Here is a 14,117-nt window from a genome sequence, read left to right as displayed (position 1 = left end):
CCAACGTGCGAACAATCGCGCGCTCCCTCCCTCGCAAGGCCCCCGACATCCCCCATGAAAATCCGCAAAGCCGTCTTCCCGGTCGCCGGCCTCGGCACCCGCGTCCTGCCCGCCACCAAGGCGATGCCGAAGGAAATGCTGACCATCGTCGACAAGCCGTTGATCCAGTACGTGGTCGACGAGGCCAAGGAGGCCGGCATCGAGCATTTCATCTTCGTCACCGGGCGCAACAAGGGCGTGATCGAGGATCATTTCGACCGGATGTTCGAACTCGACACCACGCTCGCCGCGCGCGGTAACAAGAAGGCCGAGCAGGACATCCTGGCGCGCGACCAGCCGCCCGCCGGCGCCACCAGCTTTACCCGGCAGCAGGCGCCACTCGGCCTCGGCCATGCGGTGTGGTGCGCGCGCGATATCGTCGGCGACGAGCCGTTCGCGGTGGTGCTGCCGGACGAACTGGTGCTGAACACGCCGGGCTGCCTTGCGCAGATGATCGAGGCCGCCAGCAAGCTCGGCGAAAAATCCAACCTGATCGCGGTCGAAGCGGTGCCCGACCATCTCACCCACCAATACGGCATCTGCGGCGTCGGCAAGCGCCACGCCCATGGCAATATGTTCGAGGTCGACGGCATGGTGGAGAAGCCGCCGAAGGGAACGGCGCCGTCCAATCTGTCGATCACCGGGCGCTACATCCTGCAGCCCGAGATCTTCAAGATCCTCGAGACCCAGGAACGTGGCGCCGGCGGCGAAATCCAGCTCACCGATGCGATGATCGGGCTTGCCAAATCGCAGAGCTTCTACGGCGTCGAGTTCGCAGGCGAGCGCCACGATTGCGGCTCGAAGCCGGGCTTCCTGCGCGCCAACATCGCCTTCGGCATGGCCCGCCCCGACCTGCGCGACGGCCTGCGCGCGGAGATGAAGAAGTATCTGGAGAAATAGAGGCGATGCGCTGGCGCCTTTTGCCGTCATTGCGAGGAGCGCAGCGACGAAGCAATCCATTCTTTCTTGTCGCGGCGCGATGGATTGCTTCGCGGAGCCTGTCATCGGGCGCGCATTCGCGCGACCCGGTGGCTCGCAATGACGCGGTTGGTGCAGGCTCCTAAGCCACCAGCGACAGCTTCGGCACACTCGCCAGCACCGTCTGGTTGCGGCCGTTGGCCTTGGCCGCATAGAGCGCCTTGTCGGCGGCTTCGATGAGATCGGACCAATGCATCCCCGCAGCGGGCGTCATGCTCGCGGCTCCGATACTGACGGTAGTGGCCGTCGGGTCTTCGGACCAACACTCGACTTTCAGCCGGATGGTTTCGGCGACCCCGACCGCTTCGATCGCCGAGAGCCCCGGCAACAGCACCGCGAATTCCTCGCCGCCGAAACGCGCCGGACAATCGCCGGCCCGGCGCACCGAGTCCGAAATGCAGATCGCAATGCCGACCAGCACCTGGTCGCCGGCCTGGTGGCCATAGGTGTCGTTGTAGGACTTGAAATGGTCGGCATCGATCATCAATAGCGCGACCGGCATGTTGTGGCGTGCGGCGCGCCGCCACTCGGCATCGACCTCGCTGTCGAACTTGCGCCGGTTCTTCAGCCCGGTCAGCGCGTCGGTGGTGGCGAGCTCCTCGAGCTTGTCCTCGGCCTTGGCGCGGCGGCCGATCTCGCGCGCCAGGAACAGCGCGGTGCCGAGCACGAACAGGATCAGCGCCGTCATGATCGCGCCGATCCGGATCGCCTCGGTGCGCCAGAGGCTGAAGATGCTGTCCAATGGCTTGCCGACCACGGTGTAGAGCGGACTGGTGCCGCTGCGCCGCACGTATAGCCGGGCAATCCCGTCTACCGGGCCGACGCCGGAATAGGACCCGTTGCTCTGCAGGTTCGCCGGATTCCAGTTTGACCGCTCCGCCAGGTTCTTGCCGATGACGTCGAGGTCGAACGGTGTCCGCATGATGATCGTTCGATCGCGACGCAGCACGGTGATGATGTCGCCGGGATTGAGGCTCAGCCGCCCGAACAGGTCATGGAAATAGGAAAACCGGATCGAGCCGGCGACCACGCCAAGAAAACTGCCGTCGGGGCCGGTGATGCGCCGGCTCAGCACGATCGCATAGGCGCTCCGGTGCAGCATCGGCTTGCTGATGAACAGGCCGATGTCGGGATCCTCGCGATGAACCCGAAAATACTCTTCGTCGCTGCGATCTTCCGGCACCGGGTCGAGGCTCGAAGCGTCGATGGTCAGCTTGCCCTTCGCGTCGAACACCTGGATCGCGCCGAAATGCTTGGCGGTCGCGGCATGATCAAACAGGATCAGGTGCCGCAGCTCCTTGCTGACGTCCTTGATCTCCGGCATCGCCAGATTGCTGGCGACCGCGCGCAGCGACAGGTCGTACAATTCGATATTGCGGCTGATATCGGTGTCGATGCCGGAGGCCAGATTCTCGAGCGTCTGCCGCGCCAGCTCTTCCTCGCCGCGGCGCATGTCGAGCATGACGCAGGCGCAAATCGCGGAAAAGCCGATCACGGTCGCAACCGACGAGGCGATCAGCAGCTTTGCCGATAGCCGCCAGCGCCTGCTGGTTCCAGCCGCGTCTTTTCGCCGTCCGAATGGCATCGTCCGCTCCAACCTCCTTGGATGCACCGGAAACCTTGTCGCTGCCTTAAATCGCGACAGCGACGCGGTAATGAGTTAACGATTGGTTGCCGGATTCGTGTCAACGCGACCGTGCCACGCGACAACTGCCCCAGACCTACCTGCCCCGAGAGCCCCCCGTGAACGACTACGACCTGCTGCGGGACTACCTGAAGAAGCAAAAGCTTCCCGAATTCGTGCTGAGCTTCGAGCAGATCGAGGAGATCATCGACGCCGCCCTGCCGCGCGCGGCGCATCGCGCCTCATGGTGGGAGACCGAGCGCAGCCCGCAGGAGAAGATGCCGCAGCGCGAAGCCTGCCTCGACGGCGGCTACATCGCGACCCGGCTGGCCGACGGCAAGAGCGTGCGGTTCAAGCGGATCAAGGCGGGGAAATAATTGCGCTATCCGTCGTCCCGGCCCCCCGTGCGCAATTGCGCACTTGGCCGGTACGACGGTTGTATTCAGATCCTCCGAACCTCCAGCCCCCGATCGGCGACTAACCGCGAAACGGCGGGAAGGAAGCCATGTCGGACCGGAGATTGCGAATTTGCATTGCCCTGTTGCTTGCGGTCGCCACGGTGGCGCCGGCCAGCGCCGATGGCCCGCGGGCCGGCTTCAAGCTGGACCAGGAGGCCACCGTCTTCACATCCCCCGATCAAAAAATCCGGCTGGAGCAGTACGCCAAGGAGACGAAAGATCGTGGTCTGCTGTTCCAGTTCTGGACCTTCGACGCCGATCACCGGCATGCTTTTCTGCTGAATCCCCGCGAGGGCGACGATCTGGCTGGCTATTCGGCTGGATTTCGATTTAGCCCGGACAGCCAGTGGCTGGTGCGAATGCAAAAACTGGGATCCGGCTCGCAGACGCTGTTTTTGTACCACCGGAACGGCTATCGATTTTCAGCGGCGACCAAAAAACCGCTAGGCGATCTGGCTTGGGATTATTTCTTCACCACGCCGGCTTCGAAGAAGATGCACCGCGACCCGGAGAACCCGTATGGGCTCGATCACGCCTTCGTCGCACTGGTCAAGGGGATGGAAGAAAACTACGCCTGGATGGGGCAGCATTGGCCCGACAGCCGCTACGTCGTGGTCAGCCTGTCGTTCGACATGCAGGGCGAAGACGACAAAACGGCCCCATGGATCGAGGACTGGCACTGTGTCTACGATCTGAAAACCGGGGCATTTTCGGTGCCTCCCGATTTCGCGGACCACAACGCGAAAGCGGTCACATATCCTCAACCCAAGTGAGGACTCAGGTGAGGACCCCAGTGAGATAGACCGGCGTGCGCGCAGGCGTGCAGCATCGTCAAGTGGTGGTTTCGCTAGCTCGACTGCGCACTCAGATTTGAATCGCCTCGCGACAACCGGCCGTCTATGGTGGGCCGATGTCCCGCCTGATGTTTCTATTCATTGCTATCATCCTGTCGCTGCTGCCGGCCGTCGCACCTGCCGCGGCGGCGCATAAGCGGCCGCCGCCACGCTGGCACGGCTACGGCTTCCTGCCGGGCTATCACCAGCCGCTGAACAACAGCCTTCCAGCTTACGCCCAGAAAGCCGGGGCTTCGCGCCTGGCGCGCGCCAACCGGCGCCCCTGGTATATCGATCCGGTCCCCAGCTATTACGGCTACGACGGCGACTGGCACTATTTCGGCCGGCCCGGCTTTTACGGCGGCCGCTATAACGGCGGCGGTTTCGGCCCTTGCTGGACACGGACGCCGATCGGGCCGGCCTGGACTTGCGGCTGATCAAGCCGTTTCATCCCAACGTGGAGATGAAGCGACAAGGCTCACGCCCATCCCGAACTCATGCGTGGGCTTCCGGTCGGTCTTGAACCACCGTTGTGCGACCTCGGCGTTCGTGGCGCAGCGCTCGAGCCAGCGCGCCACGAGAAAATCAACTCGCGCGGCAAATCGCAGTCGGGCCGCTGCCGGCACAAGCCTCCCGTCCAAGCTCTGATCGGATGGTCTCTTGACGTCGTTGTGGGCGTTCATCTTGCCCTCCTGCCGGTTCGGCGGAGGGAGCGCCCTGCGCCGCGAGTTACACTCTTGCTTTGCGGATCAGCCCCGCTTCGAGCTGAAAATTCGGACCCCGTGTCATCACGGACATGCACGACCAATCGGCCAGCCGAATAAGCGGCCGGACGTGGACGGCAGTCTCTGCGATGTGCGTGCGTGCGTTGCGCATGACGGTCCTCAAGAGTGCAGGCAATTTCACCTGCGGCGAACGTCCTGATCTAAACGCAGAGAAAATTTAGCGCGTCAAATGTTTTATGTTCACGAGGTGCGGAATTTGTTGCGTCCAGCAATTTTCAAACGCCGTCGCGGCCGGCTGGGTTCGAAAATTTCCGGCCATGGTCAATTGGCGGAAGTGGCAGTTTACTTCGCCGTGTCCGGTCTACCCCCGGGAGCTACCACCAATCGGAAGGGTCGGCATGTCCGCTGGGGGTCAAAGATCGTGGCGGATCGCTTCCGTTCTTTCCCGGCAAGGCGACAGGCCGCTGACACGCCTCGAGCGTGCCAAAAGTCGGCGAGCCGCGGCCAGGCCTGAGCCCGCGATCAACGATCTCGGGAATCGCGTTCCGGACCTTGCAGCGTGACGCCGCCGTCGACCACCAGCACCTGGCCGGTGATATAGCGGGCGTAGTCGCTGAGCAGGAATTTCACGGCGTGGCCGACGTCCCAGCCGGTACCTTCCGTCTTCAGCACCGAGGCGTTGGCGCGTTGGGCGCGCGCCGCCTCGCTCATGCCGTTGCCGCGGGCGTAGACCATCGGCGTGTACATCGGACCCGGGCAGATGCAGTTGACTCGGATGTTGTCGCGGCCGTGATCGACCGCCATCGCCTGGGTCAGTCCGATCACCGCGGCCTTCGAGGTCGTGTAGGTGGTGAGTCCGCGCGGCCGCAGCGCCGAGATCGACGAGATGTTGACGATCGCGCCGCCTTTGGCGGTCTTGATCATGGCGGGAATGGCGTGTTTGGAAAGCAGGAACATGGTCTCGACGTTGACCTGCATCACGCGCCGATATTCCTCGGGCTTCTCGTCGACGACGCTGCCTCGGCTGCCGATGCCGACATTGTTGTCGAGGAAGTCGAGCCGGCCCCAGCGGTCGACAGCGGTCTCAACCAGCCGTTTGCATTCGGCCTCAACGGTCGCGTCGCAGGCCACCGCCGCAGCGCTGCCACCCTCGGCCTCGATCATTTCGACCGTGCGCCTGGCAAGCCCAGGATCGAGATCGGCCACCACCACCCTGGCGCCGGCGCGCGCCAACAGAATCGCCGCAGCCCGGCCGTTGCCGATCCCGTCCCCGGCGGCGCCGCCGCCGCTGACGATCGCGACCTTGCCGGCCAAACCGGCATCGTCCTCACGATCTGTCATTAGCGGTCGCCTCCCACCGTCTCGCCTGCGGAAAAAACCCTGACGCCGGAACGTCGGCCCCATTCATCGAAGCACAGCGGGCCGATGTCGGGCTAGGGCCAAAATCCGAGATGGGTCATCGCGCCGGCTTCATGCTCCGCCCTACAGACCCGCCAATATTTGCGCGCCTGGCGTCAGCGTCCAGCTAGCCCGGTTCCGGCAATGCAGCAGTCCGCTGGCTCCCAAGTCACCGCAGTATCCCCGGCCGGCCAGCATTGCGCTTGCGCGGTTGGCGGAAAAACCTGAATGATCTGCCTGTTGTCGCTGCGGGCCGATCGGATCGCCGTCGCTCCCTTGCAGCCTCTGTCTTGGAGACATTCTGGACATGTCAAAGCTCATCCCGCATGGGGCGTGCCTGCTGTGGACGCCGGAATTGATCTGGCTGAATGCCGTCTCCGACGCCATGGTCGCCGGCGCCTTCTTTACGACCGCGTTCGTCCTCGGGTTCTTCGTGTGGCGGCGCCGCCGCGATGTCATGTTCGGCGGCGTATTCTGGGCATTCGCCGTCTTCGCCACGGTCTGCGGGGTGACCCGACTGCTGTCGATCCTCACTTTGTGGGTGCCGGCCTACGACATCGAGGGCCTGACCAAAGGCTTCCTGGCGCTGACGTCAGTCGGGATCACGGCTGCACTGCTGCTGCTGCTGCCGCGGATCCTGGTGCTGCCGACACGCATCCAGCTTCAGCAGGCCTATACGGCACTTGAGGAGGAAATCCGACAACGGCGCAACGCCGAGGCCATGGTCAAACGTTTTCAGGAGATAGAGGCCAACGAGGCCAAGGTCCGGCAAGCGCAGAAGATGGAAGCCATCGGCCAACTCACCGGTGGCGTCGCGCACGACTTCAACAACATTCTGACCGTGATCACCGGTACCATCGAAATCCTCGGCGATGCGGTCAAGGATCGTCCGCATCTCGCCCAGATCACCGATTTGATCAGCGCCGCCGCAGCAAGGGGGGCCGATCTGACCCAGCGTCTGCTGGCCTTCGCCCGTCGACAGCCGCTGCAGCCGCGCAACACCGACGTCAACGCCCTGGTCATCGATGCGGCGGGGTTGCTGCGACCGACCCTCGGCGAACAGATCGAAATCGAATCGATGCTGGCGCACGATTCCGCGCCGGCCCTGATTGATCCCAGTCAGCTCTCGACCGCGATCCTGAACCTCGCACTGAATGCGCGTGACGCCATGCCGAACGGCGGCAAGCTGACGCTCGAAACCAAGAATGTCGTGCTCGACGAGAACTACGCCAGCATGAACAGCGAGGTTAAGCCCGGCAACTACGTCATGATCGCGGTAAGCGACACAGGGGAGGGAATCCCCGGCAGCCTGCTCGACAAGGTGTTTGAACCATTCTTCACCACCAAGGACGTCGGAAAGGGATCGGGGCTCGGTCTCAGCATGGTCTACGGCTTCGTCAAACAGTCGAACGGACATATCAAGATCTACAGCGAGGAGGGCCACGGCACCACCGTGAAGCTTTACCTGCCGGAGGCCGCGGGGGTCCCGGCCGCGCCGGCCGCCGAAACCGGCATCTCCGGGGGCGAACACGGCGACGAATCCATCCTGATTGTCGAGGACGATGCGCTGGTCCGCGAATACGTCGTGACGCAGATCAGCCGTTTTGGGTACCACACGCTGGGCGCCGGCAATGCCGCCGAGGCGCTGATAATCATCGATGGTCCCGAACGCATCGATCTCTTGTTCACTGACGTGATCATCCCCGGGGGACTGAATGGCCGTCAGCTCGCGACCGAGGCGCTGAAACGGCGCGCGGGACTCAAGGTGCTTTATACGTCCGGCTATACCGAGAACGCCATCGTACATCATGGCCGGCTCGACGCTGGCGTGCTGCTGTTGCCGAAGCCCTACCTCAGCTCCGATCTCGCGCGGATGATACGGACCGCGCTGGCATCGTGAATTCTTCGGGATGGCGGTCGTCGGTCTGGGCACGGCGCGTGCACGGCTTTTCCTGACGCACACCGGCTGCGACAAATTAACCCGACGGGCAAAATTCCGCTGGTCCCGTCGGGCAAATCAGCGCGACCAGCTCGCCCCATCCTTTCGCGGCAAGAGGGGCGGTCGCGCGTCGTCACGAACGGGAGCGCGCCGTGCCCTCCGATGGTCTTGCAGATCGTTTTGGTCTAGCGTGAACCGGGGGCGGTATTCGAACTTCATCCCGTGTGGACGGCGATATCGTGCGGTCCGACCGCGAATCTCCAGCGCGTACGACGGGCGAAGCCGCCCCCCGGGGCGGCGTCGTGTCCCCGGGGCCATGGGCCGTGCTGGCGTGGGCCGCGCTGCTGCTGGCGATCGTGGTATCGTTCAGGCCGGCGGTCCCGGTCATCTGGGGCGACACGCCGTCCTTCGTGGAATCTGCGCTTCGCACGCTCGAGGCTGGAAGGCCGACCGTGGCGGGTGGGCGCGATCCGGGCTACCCGGCGTTCCTGGCCGTGACGTTTGCGTTCGGAGGCGACCTCGGAACGGTGGTGCGCCTGCAGCAGGCGGCGTGGGCCGTCCTGATGCTGGCGCTTGCGGCAACCGCCCATGCGGCGACGCGCAACGCCGGTGGGCTCGTGCCGATCATCCTCGTGGCGACGTATCCGGGCCTGCTGCTGTTCAGGAACGTCCTCACCGCGGAGCTTCTGTTTGCGGTCTTCCTCAATCTGGCGACGGCTGGATTGCTCGTTGCCACCTGCGTCGGCAAAACGGCGCGATGCTGCGCGGTCGCTGCCTCCGTCCTGTGGGCGGCGCTCGCGGCGTGCTTCAGGTCGCAGGGAATCCTGGTCCCAATCGTCGCCATCGTGGTGGGCGCCCGCCTCGCCCGGCCAGACACATCCGCGCGCCTTGCTGTGATTGCCGTGTCCGTCGCGGCAGCGCTGGCACTGCTCGCCGTCGGTTCCCGGTTCGTGGCTTCCGACTCCGACCAAGCCTCGGTCGTGTTCGTCCCCAAGACACTGTTCTGCAATCACTTGAACATCGTGCTTGCAAGCGATGCGGCGCGACGCGAGATCGTGTCGGCGGCCGGCGACAGCGCGGACGTCACGATGGCGCGGCTTGCCGCCGACTTCGCGGCGGAGCCGGGTCGCTGGTCCGTGCTCGGGTTCTTCGGCGACGCGTGCCTCTTCGACACCGCACTGGATCGAGACGTCGCCGGCGGTGCCGGGAACGCCGCAGGCGCGGCCGCAGCCTATCGGCGCATCTTCCTGGCCGCCGTGCGTGACCGGCCGCTGGCCTACGCGGGCAAGTTCGTCCGCCAGATGGCCTATGGGGTCTCGGTCGCATGGCCGGCTTACGGACTCGACCCTGCCATACCGGTGTCGACCGACGACGTGCCGCACGTGTCCGACATGATGATGCGGCATGGCCGGGCGGCTCAGCCGATCGATCTGCAAGGCGAACCGGTTCGGATCGGCCTGTTGTCCGATCTCCCAGGCATCTCCGCCTATCTGTTCAGGGCATTGTCTACCGCCTTCGTTATCGCCGTCATGTTTTGGACGGTGACCGCTGTGCGGCGTCGGCGCCCCGGCTTCGTGACGCGCGCGGGTATCGTGCTCGTGATGTGGGCGGTTTCGATCGTGACCGCCGCCGGCGCCCACACCCTCGACGTCTGGCGATACCTGATTCCCGCAGTGCCGATGGTAGGGCTCATGCTGTCCCTGTTCGCCGTCGAACTGGCCGAAATAACAATGGCTGATCACGCGGCCCGCTCTGCGACGATCAGACGTGCGATGCCTTCCGGCCCCGGCAGCGGCTCATCGGTATCGTAGCGATCCGCTGCCCTCGATGTCCGAGTTGGGGGCATTCGCGTCGTCTTGACTATCCGACGGTGACTTCCGGTCTTCCCCGGTAAGCGGACATGCTCGGGGCCTGTCAGCATGTCTCAAAAGTGCCACGTTGGGACATTGGGGCAGCCGCCTTACTGTGACGACGGCGATCTCGGCCGAAGAGAGTTTGTACCGGTGCTCGGCAGGTTTCTCTGATTTCTTGATTTCGGCTAACGTCCTTGCGGCCTGCAAAAGCCGATCGGCTCCCCGGCCGATCGGGCTTCGGCCGAGCGCTTTCGTGCACGTTGGTCGCGGTGCAGCACCAGAGTGTTCAACCTGGTGCGGCGGAATGTCTCTCCACGTCCGCCATTCTTTTTTGTGGCCCTGCTTGAAGAGGGAGTATCATAACTTGCATCGGGTGACGGCTCGCGCTCAAGAGTGGTGGAGCGCGCCGACTGACCTTGGTGGTGTCGCGATCTCGTCGGGTCCATCGGTTGTCGCTGCGTATTGATGTATACTACAGGGGCCCAATCAGTGGTGGAGCGCGCCGACTGACTTAGGCGGGGTCGAGCTATCGTCGGAGCCAGCTGCCATTGCTGGTGGGCCCCGGGGTATTGACGTATCCTATCGCGGGCCGAATAACCATCTTTGGACCAGCTGGGGGGCGGACCAACCAGGAGGTCAGTTCTTTAGCGCGCCTGCGGACTTAGGGGGCGAGGCTCTTACATCGGCGCCCACCGCAGTCGAGGAACCAGGCCAAGGCCTTTTCAGCGCCAGCCTGCGAAAGAGCCCTTGCCGTCAAGACAATGACTTGTCAGGAGGAGGCAAACATGCGGTCAGGACGAAAAATTTCCACGTCAGCCGTCACACGACGCGGGTTCTTGAAGCAGGTGGGCGCCGCGGCTGCAGCTGCGGGTCTGGCGCCGGCGGTTTCGTCGCCATTTGTCTCTACCGCTCTTGCACAGGCCAAGACGCTAAAGATTCTCCAGTGGAGCCATTTCGTGCCGCAGTACGATAAGTGGTTCGATGGTTTTGCAACGGAGTGGGGCAAGAAGAACGGCTTCACCGTAACCGTTGATCACATCCCGCATCTGGAGTTGCCGGCGCGCGCCGCGGCCGAGGTTTCTGCTGGAGCCGGACATGACATTTTTGCCTTCAACGGATCGGGCGGCCCGCATTTGTACGAAAAGCATGTCGTCGATCTCAGCAGTCTCGTCAGCGAGGTGGAGAAGAAGCAGGGCAAGGTCCAGCAGATCGGTCGTCAGATCGCGTACAACGAGGGTACGAAGGTGTGGAGCGCCCTTCCGGCCTACTACATCAGCTTCCCCGGCCTTTACCGGAAGGACCTGTGGGACGAGATCGGGATGAACCCCGATACCTGGGAAGATATCCGCGTCGGTGGGGCCAAGCTGAAGGCGAAGGGCACCCCGATTGGTATTGGGCTTGGGCACTCCGTCGACCCGAATCTCTCGTACCGCAGCATGCTGTGGAGCTATGGTGCATCTGAATGCGACGAAACGGGCAAGCGGGTCACCCTCAACTCAAAAGAGACGCTCGAGGTCGTGAAGCTTGTTCGCGCCGTTTATAAAGACGCCATGGAACCGGAAGTTCTGTCCTGGGACGATGCCAGCAATAACCGGTATCTGGCGGCCGGTCGAGGATCATGGATTCACAACCCGATCTCCGCATACCGGTCGATACAGAAGTCCAGCCCCGAATTGGCCGACAAGATCTACGTCTGGAAGACGCCAGCCGGCCCTGTGCGCAGGTTGGCGTGTGGAGCGCCCAACTCCTACGTCGTCTGGCGTTTCGCGCGTAACAAGGACACGGCAATTGAGTTCCTGCGCTACTGGACTGGCAATTGGGTGGCAGTCTTCGAGGCCAGCACGGGCTACAATCATCCGCTGTTCGAGAACAGCGTGCCCAAGCCCATGCCGATCTTGTCGAACGACCCAACCTCACACCCGGCCGACAAGCTGCAGGTGCTGGAGACCGTCAATGAGTGGCACGCTACTTATGGCTATCCGGGACCGGCCGGACCGGCCTCGGACGAGGTCGCGGACAATTTCATCCTCGTCGACATGATGGCCAAGGCCGCGACCGACAAAGCGACGCCAGAAGAGGCGGTCGCCTGGGCGCAGAAAGAGATCGAGCTGATCTACAGGAAGTGGTCGGCAGCATGAACCGATGCGAACAAGGGCGGGCGGAGAGAGTTGCTCGCCTCACGAAACGTCAGCGCTTCCGTTATACTGGCGAAAGTTGATACCGATCCGGCAAGGCAACTGCAGCCTGCCGGCCGTGGAGGGGCAGCTTTAGACGTTCCTTGCTAAGGCATCGAGGAAGTCCAGATGGCCGCGGTTACTACCAAAGACATCAGGAAGGACTTCGGTGACGTCGCTGCCGTCGATGGTGTCAGTCTATCGGTCCGCGACGGTGAGTTTCTGGTGCTGCTCGGTCCATCGGGTTGCGGCAAGACCACCTTCCTGAGGATCATCGCCGGTCTCGAGCGGCAAACCTCCGGCGACGTCCTGATCAACGACGAAATCGTCAATGACATCACGCCGCGCGCGCGTGGTGTGGCAATGGTGTTTCAGAGCTACGGCCTCTATCCGCACCTGACTGTCGCCAACAACATTGCATTTCCGCTGAAGACGCAGGGCACACCACGGCCCGAGATCAAGCGCAAGGTGGACTGGGCCGCCGGCCTGCTCGGCATCGACGGCCTGCTTCACCGGCGTCCCCGCCAGCTTTCGGGAGGCGAGCGCCAGCGTGTGGCGCTGGCCCGCGCGCTCGTACGCAATCCAACCGTGTTCCTTCTAGATGAACCGCTGTCCAATCTGGACGCGAAGCTACGGGCAAGCGCGCGCAGTGAGCTGAAGCAGTTCCAGCAGAAGGTGGAAACGACCACCATTTACGTCACGCACGACCAGGTCGAGGCCATGGGCATGGGCGACCGCATCGCGGTTATCGACCATGGCAAGCTCCGACAAGTCGGAACTCCAAGCGAGATTTACGACCACCCCGCCGACGATTTTGTCGCGAGTTTCCTCGGGACCCCGCCCATGAACCTGGTCGAGCATACCGGTGGACTCTTGGGCTTTCGGCCGGAGCATTTCCTGCCGCGGGAGATGCTCGACGGAGCCGCTCTCTCCGAGCTGCCCTTCCGCATTGATCGCATGGAGTATCTCGGATCGGAGCGTATCTTGTACGGCGCGTTGGATGGCTTCCGGGCAAAGCGCGAAGTCACGGCGAAGCTGCCGGCCCACGTTCCGCTGTCTGGCATCCGCGCCGGTGAATGGCACAAATTTGCGGTTCGGGAAGCTGAGCTACGCTATTTCGACCGGGACGGTCGGCGTACCGTCAGCACCAAGGAGCAAGCTCGATGAGCGTGATCGCCCAGGCAGCCGCGCCCCGTCGGCTGGCGCGATCGCGGTTTACGTTCGATCGGCTCGAGGTGCTCGGGCCGCTGTTCATCATGCCCGCGATCCTTTATGTCGTCGTGCTCGTCGGGCTGCCATTCCTGCTTGCGCTGTATTACAGCGTCAGCGCCTACAGCATCTTCAATCCGAGCTACACGTTTGTCGGGTTGAAGAACTTCCGCGAGGTCATCGACAGCGAGATCTTCCGGCGCACATTGGCCAACACCCTCATCTTCACGATCAGTGCCCAAATCATCGGCCTGCTGCTCGGCAAGATCGGCGCCATGCTCCTCATGCAGGAGTTCCCGGGGCGCCGGCTTGCCCGCGCACTTATCGTTCTGCCCTGGGCAGTACCGGTGTCACTGGCGACGCTGGCCTGGGTGTGGATGTTCGACTCTCTCTACAGCGTCATCAACTGGACGCTGGTCGCGGCAGGATTGATCGACGCGGCACACCGGCCACAATGGCTGGGGCAAGAGGATTTGGCGATGATTGCCGTGGCGGTCGTGCATGCCTGGCGGTTGTTTCCTTTCGGCGTCGTGATCTTCCTTGCCGGATTCACGTCGGTGCCGCAGGATGTGCTCGATGCCGCCACGATCGACGGTGCGGGCTTCTGGCGGCGCAACTATCAGATCATCCTGCCGATCATCGCCCCGATCATCATGATCGCTGTGATCTTTGGCACCGTGTTCACCTTCACGGATCTCAGCGTCGTCTATTTGCTGACGAAGGGCGGACCGATCAACAGCACGCAGGTGCTCGGCACGCTGGCGTTCCAGGTGGGCATCCTCTCGGGCGATGTCGCTCACGGAGCGGCCATTTGTCTGTTCCTGTTTCCCTTCCTCTTGGTCGCGGTGATCCTGCTGTTGCGGTCGCTGCGGCGGCGGGAGATTTGA

The 14,117-nt window shown here is 63.3% G+C and carries 13 protein-coding genes; 10 read left to right on the top strand and 3 right to left on the bottom strand.

Going from position 1 to position 14,117, the window contains the following annotated elements; translation table 11 throughout:
- Positions 1–54: 54 nt before the first annotated feature.
- Complete coding sequence (locus NL528_RS40670) at positions 55–939, top strand: UTP--glucose-1-phosphate uridylyltransferase (RefSeq protein ID WP_309179944.1); 885 nt, start codon at positions 55–57, stop codon at positions 937–939.
- Between the two features lie 160 nt (positions 940–1,099).
- Here NL528_RS40670 and NL528_RS40665 read toward each other — a convergent pair whose 3' ends face one another.
- The gene (locus tag NL528_RS40665) at positions 1,100–2,602 is read right to left on the bottom strand and encodes a diguanylate cyclase (protein WP_309179942.1); all 1,503 of its coding nucleotides are present in this window, start codon (positions 2,600–2,602) and stop codon (positions 1,100–1,102) included.
- A 158-nt stretch (positions 2,603–2,760) separates the two neighbouring features.
- Between NL528_RS40665 and NL528_RS40660 the strand changes: the two genes are divergently transcribed.
- The 3 genes from NL528_RS40660 to NL528_RS40650 all read left to right on the top strand — a co-directional run bounded on the left by NL528_RS40660 (position 2,761) and on the right by NL528_RS40650 (position 4,369).
- Positions 2,761–3,018: a hypothetical protein gene (locus NL528_RS40660; RefSeq protein ID WP_309179941.1), complete on the top strand. Its 258-nt coding sequence runs from the start codon at positions 2,761–2,763 to the stop codon at positions 3,016–3,018.
- 164 nt (positions 3,019–3,182) lie between these two features.
- On the top strand, positions 3,183–3,872 hold the full coding sequence (locus NL528_RS40655) for a hypothetical protein (RefSeq protein WP_309179940.1): 690 nt from the start codon (positions 3,183–3,185) through the stop codon (positions 3,870–3,872).
- A 137-nt stretch (positions 3,873–4,009) separates the two neighbouring features.
- Positions 4,010–4,369, top strand: a complete 360-nt coding sequence (locus NL528_RS40650; RefSeq protein WP_309179939.1) for a hypothetical protein — start codon at positions 4,010–4,012, stop codon at positions 4,367–4,369.
- Here NL528_RS40650 and NL528_RS40645 read toward each other — a convergent pair whose 3' ends face one another.
- Positions 4,370–4,615, bottom strand: coding sequence for a hypothetical protein (locus NL528_RS40645; protein ID WP_309179938.1), 246 nt, complete (start codon positions 4,613–4,615; stop codon positions 4,370–4,372).
- A 564-nt stretch (positions 4,616–5,179) separates the two neighbouring features.
- Positions 5,180–5,998 carry an SDR family oxidoreductase gene (locus NL528_RS40640; RefSeq protein WP_309179937.1) on the bottom strand — a complete coding sequence of 273 codons (819 nt, stop codon included), beginning with the start codon at positions 5,996–5,998 and terminating at the stop codon, positions 5,180–5,182.
- 364 nt (positions 5,999–6,362) lie between these two features.
- Between NL528_RS40640 and NL528_RS40635 the strand changes: the two genes are divergently transcribed.
- The 6 genes from NL528_RS40635 to NL528_RS40615 all read left to right on the top strand — a co-directional run bounded on the left by NL528_RS40635 (position 6,363) and on the right by NL528_RS40615 (position 14,117).
- The gene (locus tag NL528_RS40635; RefSeq protein WP_309179936.1) at positions 6,363–7,955 is read left to right on the top strand and encodes an ATP-binding protein; all 1,593 of its coding nucleotides are present in this window, start codon (positions 6,363–6,365) and stop codon (positions 7,953–7,955) included.
- 341 nt (positions 7,956–8,296) lie between these two features.
- Positions 8,297–9,805 carry a hypothetical protein gene (locus NL528_RS40630; RefSeq protein ID WP_309179935.1) on the top strand — a complete coding sequence of 503 codons (1,509 nt, stop codon included), beginning with the start codon at positions 8,297–8,299 and terminating at the stop codon, positions 9,803–9,805.
- 507 nt (positions 9,806–10,312) lie between these two features.
- Positions 10,313–10,357 (top strand): hypothetical protein, encoded by a 45-nt coding sequence (locus NL528_RS47375; RefSeq protein WP_375144107.1) that lies wholly within the window; start codon positions 10,313–10,315, stop codon positions 10,355–10,357.
- 335 nt (positions 10,358–10,692) lie between these two features.
- Positions 10,693–11,985, top strand: a complete 1,293-nt coding sequence (locus tag NL528_RS40625; protein WP_309185210.1) for an extracellular solute-binding protein — start codon at positions 10,693–10,695, stop codon at positions 11,983–11,985.
- Positions 11,986–12,246: 261 nt separating this feature from the next.
- Positions 12,247–13,188, top strand: coding sequence for an ABC transporter ATP-binding protein (locus NL528_RS40620; RefSeq protein WP_309179934.1), 942 nt, complete (start codon positions 12,247–12,249; stop codon positions 13,186–13,188).
- Positions 13,185–14,117, top strand: a complete 933-nt coding sequence (locus NL528_RS40615; RefSeq protein ID WP_309179933.1) for a sugar ABC transporter permease — start codon at positions 13,185–13,187, stop codon at positions 14,115–14,117. The genes NL528_RS40620 and NL528_RS40615 overlap by 4 nt, the downstream gene beginning before the upstream one ends.

Origin of the sequence: Bradyrhizobium sp. Ash2021, from assembly GCF_031202265.1 — a bacterium.
Taxonomy (GTDB): domain Bacteria; phylum Pseudomonadota; class Alphaproteobacteria; order Rhizobiales; family Xanthobacteraceae; genus Bradyrhizobium.
The sequence above is the reverse complement of the archived record's forward strand: the minus strand, read 5'-3'. Positions and strand labels throughout refer to the sequence as shown.

Excerpts from the sequence above, each read along its gene's own strand:
- NL528_RS40670 (WP_309179944.1), top strand. The coding sequence starts at position 55 with ATGAAAATCCGCAAAGCCGTCTTCCCGGTCGCCGGCCTCGGCACCCGC.
- NL528_RS40665 (WP_309179942.1), bottom strand. The coding sequence starts at position 2,602 with ATGCCATTCGGACGGCGAAAAGACGCGGCTGGAACCAGCAGGCGCTGG.
- NL528_RS40650 (WP_309179939.1), top strand. The coding sequence starts at position 4,010 with ATGTCCCGCCTGATGTTTCTATTCATTGCTATCATCCTGTCGCTGCTG.
- NL528_RS40645 (WP_309179938.1), bottom strand. The coding sequence starts at position 4,615 with ATGAACGCCCACAACGACGTCAAGAGACCATCCGATCAGAGCTTGGAC.
- NL528_RS40640 (WP_309179937.1), bottom strand. The coding sequence starts at position 5,998 with ATGACAGATCGTGAGGACGATGCCGGTTTGGCCGGCAAGGTCGCGATC.
- NL528_RS40635 (WP_309179936.1), top strand. The coding sequence starts at position 6,363 with ATGTCAAAGCTCATCCCGCATGGGGCGTGCCTGCTGTGGACGCCGGAA.
- NL528_RS40615 (WP_309179933.1), top strand. The coding sequence starts at position 13,185 with ATGAGCGTGATCGCCCAGGCAGCCGCGCCCCGTCGGCTGGCGCGATCG.